Below are 4,272 nucleotides of genomic sequence, written 5' to 3' on the forward strand. Positions count from 1 at the left end.
CCACAGTTGATGGCAAATAATGTTGGTGTGAATACACCGTTGCAATTGGGTTTGGCAGATTTTATTTATAGCCGTGGTTATCGCGAGCATTTGGAGCGCTTACGTCCAAAATTGATGCAGCAGGTTGAACAGTATCGAGCCTATATCTTAGAAGCTTTTCAAGGGCTGCCAATTGCCTTGAGTCAGTCTGAAGGGGGATATGCACTGTGGTTACAGTTACCGAAATCAATTTCAGGCTTAGAACTCTATTATTTAGCTCAAGCAAAAGGGATTAATATCGTGCCTGGTGAAGTGTTTGGTGAAGATAAACGTTATCAGCATTTTGTGCGTTTAAATGCGGGACATGCTCTAACAGAAGAAATCCGCCAAGCGCTTCAGCAGTTGGCGGATTGGGTTCGGAAAAGCTTACATTAATCAAAATCTGCTTTGAGGACGATACGATAACGTGCTTGTCCTGAATGTAGCCGCTCAATCGCGTCATTGAGCTGAGACATTGGATAAAGTTCGATTTGCGGTGCGATATTGCGTCGCGCAGCAAATTGCAACAGTTGGCGCAGTGCCAAAGGAGAACCAGTCGGTGAGCCTGTGACAGACTTTGCGCCATCGATCAATGCGCCGACCGATACAGGCACAGGTTCTAATGTAAGACCTAGAAAATGTAATGTTCCATTCGGCGCTAAGGTACTTAAATATGCCTGCCAGTTCAACGTCACATTGACCGTACTGAGCAGTAAATCGAATTTACCTCGTTGTGCTTTGATGGCTTGAGCATCACGGCTATTGACCACATGGTCAGCCCCCATCGCCTTGAGTTCATCTGTTTTATCAGGGTTTGAACTAAACGCCGTAATCTCACAGCCCCATGCTTTGAGCAGTTTAATTGCCATATGACCTAAGCCACCGATACCGATGACAGCAACATGATGTGTCGCTTGGATTTTATGTTTGAGCAAAGGATCAAACACCGTAATGCCACCACAGAGAAGAGGACCTGCACTTTCTGGATCTAAATCATCAGGTAGGGGAATGATCCACTGCCAGCCTGCACGGACTTTATCTGCAAAGCCTCCCGCATGTCCGACGATTGTGGCAATACTTTCGCCTGTACATAAGACTTGATTGCCACCGATACATGGATCACAGGCTTGGCAGGTTTCTGCTGTCCATCCAATCCCAACACGTTGTCCCAATTTCAGCCCTTTTGCTTCAGAACCGAGTGCAACGATTGTTCCGATAATTTCGTGTCCTGCGATCACGGGATAACTCGATGAGCGCCAGTCATTATTGATCACAGAAATATCGGAATGGCAAAGACCACAATATTCAACTTTAACTTCAACTTGATGAGCTTGTAATTCACCTGCATCGAATTGATAAGGAACCAGTTGCTCACCAGCTTGCATGGCTGCATAAGCACGTATTTGGTTGTTACTCATGGACAGACTCCTATGGAAGGAAAATCGAGAGAGAATTTATTTGAAATGACAGTGATTTTCATGGTCATTGACCATCCCAACCGCTTGCATAAATGCATAGCATGTCGTTGGCCCGACAAATTTAAAACCACGCTTTTTGAGTGTTTTAGATAAGAGTTGACTGATCTCAGTTTGGGCAGGTGCAGCACGATAATTTTCAACATCATTATCCAGTGCTTGATGATCTACAAAATTCCATAACCAAGCAGATACATTGCCGACTTCTTGCTTTAATGCTTGCCAAGCAATCGCATTATCACGAATGGCTTTGAGCTTCCCAAAATGGCGAATCAATCCAGCATCTGTGAGTTTGAATTCAAGTTGATCATCGGTCAGCGCCGCGACCTGCTCAATGGGATGTTGGAAAAAATGAGAACGATAGCCTTCACGTTTTTTAAGCACTGTAATCCATGATAAGCCTGCTTGCTGACCCTCAAGACAAAGCATTTCAAATAAGCGAGCTTCATCGTGTTCAGCTTTGCCCCATTCTTCATCATGGTAAGCAATATACAGTGGATCATCTGAACACCATCCACAACGTTGAATGGTCATATGTTGAAGCTCCTTATTGTTATTTGAAAGTGATTATTTAAAGTGTAAAAGATACCCATTCATTTGGGCGAGTATCCCAAAAATAGAGTTCAGCTGTTTCTAAGTCTGTAAATTTAAGCCAAAAGTCTTTACCTGATTTGTCTGCAAAGCCCGTGCTAATCAACAATGCATCCTCTGTGATTTCCATGATCCAACCTTGGTAGCTTGTTCCATTGATGATGATTTTTTGTTGATTCCCAGACTCTGCAAACGTCACCAGACGTTCAATCAATGCTTCTGACATTGTAGATTCCTAACGTAAATACGGGTATGGATTAACAGCTCCACGCCCTTTGCCATTTAAATAAATGCCATAGTGTAAATGTGGTGCAGTGTGGCGTGCATTACCTGTATTTCCCACATACCCAATCAAATCACCTTTGCGGACAGTGTCACCGACGCTTAAACCACGTTTGTGTCCATCAAGATGTGCGTAATAATGCCAAGTCCCCGCTGGACCAAGAATCCAAATGACCTTACCGCCTAAATTATTATTGCGTAAATCTGCAACGAGACCTTCGGTAGCACTATACACTTTCGTGCCACGCTCTGCCATGATATCAATCCCTTCGTGGCTTCGCCCTTGACTACGGGCAGCTCCCCACGTATCGCGAAGTTGACTTCGACTGACGCCTTTGACAGGAACAGGCAGGCGATTATCCAAGCGCATATTTTTAAGCTTATTGACTTGGGCATTGGGTAAAGGTGTTGGTTTCTTAGGGGTGGTGGCGCATGCTGATAATAAAATCATCACTACACCAAGAACCGTATAAGAAATTGAATGTCGCACGCAAACTCCTTGCAGTTGATATTCAGCGTTCGAGTTCTAAGCCTTCTGTTTTGCTGTTATCAACTTTTTCATGGCTGTTGGAATGCCTTTGGCAATGGCATTTTCAGGACTTAACCATATGCCATTTAACTCGATACTGAGTTGTTCTTTTTGGTCGTGTTCCACGTGGAACAGTTTTTCATTCAGCAACCAAGTAAAGTGTGTGAAGCTATGGCTAATCTGCAATGATGATACTTGAGCTTGTAGTTTAAAGTGCTGTTCAATCTGTTGTAATTCGGTTGCTTGCTCAATGATGGGTAGGCAATACAAACCGCCCCAAAGTCCATGAGATTCTCTTTGTTGCCATAGCCACTCGTCATCCGATTGGATTAGCAATACATCGGCAGTTTTGATGGGTACAGGTTTTTTTGCTTTTTTAAATGGTAGTTCTTGCTCTAAACCTTGTTGATACGCTTGGCAATGTTGCTGCATTGGGCAGTATAAACATAGCGGTTTTTTCGGGGTACACACGGTTGCGCCTAAGTCCATGATCGCTTGGGTATAATCATGGTTACGCTGTTGTGGGCATAGTTCCTCTGCGATATTCCACAAGGCGCGTTCATGTTGTGGTTTAGAGAGGTCATCTTCAATGGCAAAGAAGCGTGCTAAAACACGTTTCACGTTACCATCCATAATCACACCATATTGACGTAACCCCAGCGACATTAATGCGCCAGCGGTAGAACGTCCGATCCCAGGCAGTTCGATCCATTGTTCTAGAGTTTCAGGGAAATGACCCTGTTGGCTAACGATGCCTGCTGCTTTATGTAGATTACGTGCACGTGCGTAATAGCCTAATCCTGCCCAATAGGGGGCAACGTCATCCCAACTAGCTTTACCCAAATCTTGTACGGTAGGAAAGCGCTCAATAAAGCGGTCAAAGTATTGCAAAACTGTTTTGACTTGGGTCTGTTGTAGCATGATTTCTGAGACCCAAACTTTATAGGGATCGTCGGCAACTTGCCATGGTAGGTCGTGACGACCATGTTGGTCGAACCATGTGAGGAGTGCATCAGAAAATGAAAAATCAGACATGAATCAGAACAGTAAAAAGCAGAAGTGTAGTATAGCGGAAATGGAGAGGGGAGTTTGTGAATGCAAACAAATTCGTTATTAAATTCTCATTAATATTCGCTGGTGCACAGGCGGCATGGATGCTGCCCATTGAGCTGTGGTATCAGGGATGTACCATCAGCTAAATAGAGGTGTTTTGTTACTTTTGACCCATCAAAAGTAGGTGCTATTCTGCACGAAAATATTTGCATTTGGGAATGAAAGTGTGAGCAGTGATAGTATTACGGAATTCTCATCCAGTTTCAGGATATGCCTTTGGCAAGTTACTTTGGTTTTGCCCAAAGTAACCAAAGGCATTTGTTG

6 protein-coding genes are annotated in these 4,272 nt (G+C 43.9%); 1 reads left to right on the plus strand and 5 read right to left on the minus strand.

Annotated elements, in window-relative coordinates:
- The coding region (locus B4237_RS00215) for an aminotransferase class I/II-fold pyridoxal phosphate-dependent enzyme (RefSeq protein WP_349679979.1) at nt 1-414 on the plus strand (414 nt) is incomplete at its 5' end.
- Here the strand turns inward: B4237_RS00215 and ahr are convergent.
- From ahr to mutY, 5 genes are all read right to left on the minus strand, one after another.
- A complete protein-coding gene (ahr, locus tag B4237_RS00220; RefSeq protein WP_004878190.1) occupies nt 411-1,436 on the minus strand; it encodes an NADPH-dependent aldehyde reductase Ahr in 1,026 nt (341 codons plus the stop codon). The two genes, B4237_RS00215 and ahr, sit on opposite strands and share 4 nt — an antisense overlap.
- A gap of 36 nt (nt 1,437-1,472) precedes the next feature.
- Nucleotides 1,473-2,027 carry a DNA-3-methyladenine glycosylase I gene (locus B4237_RS00225; protein ID WP_278595817.1) on the minus strand — a complete coding sequence of 185 codons (555 nt, stop codon included), beginning with the start codon at nt 2,025-2,027 and terminating at the stop codon, nt 1,473-1,475.
- A 37-nt stretch (nt 2,028-2,064) separates the two neighbouring features.
- Nucleotides 2,065-2,310, minus strand: coding sequence for a hypothetical protein (locus B4237_RS00230; RefSeq protein WP_007480799.1), 246 nt, complete (start codon nt 2,308-2,310; stop codon nt 2,065-2,067).
- 9 nt (nt 2,311-2,319) lie between these two features.
- Nucleotides 2,320-2,817 (minus strand): M23 family metallopeptidase, encoded by a 498-nt coding sequence (locus B4237_RS00235; protein ID WP_374750076.1) that lies wholly within the window; start codon nt 2,815-2,817, stop codon nt 2,320-2,322.
- 75 nt (nt 2,818-2,892) lie between these two features.
- On the minus strand, nt 2,893-3,930 hold the full coding sequence (mutY, locus tag B4237_RS00240; protein WP_278397608.1) for an A/G-specific adenine glycosylase: 1,038 nt from the start codon (nt 3,928-3,930) through the stop codon (nt 2,893-2,895).
- Nucleotides 3,931-4,272: the final 342 nt, after the last annotated feature.

This window comes from Acinetobacter sp. UBA6526, from assembly GCF_002434875.1.
Lineage (GTDB): Bacteria > Pseudomonadota > Gammaproteobacteria > Pseudomonadales > Moraxellaceae > Acinetobacter > Acinetobacter venetianus.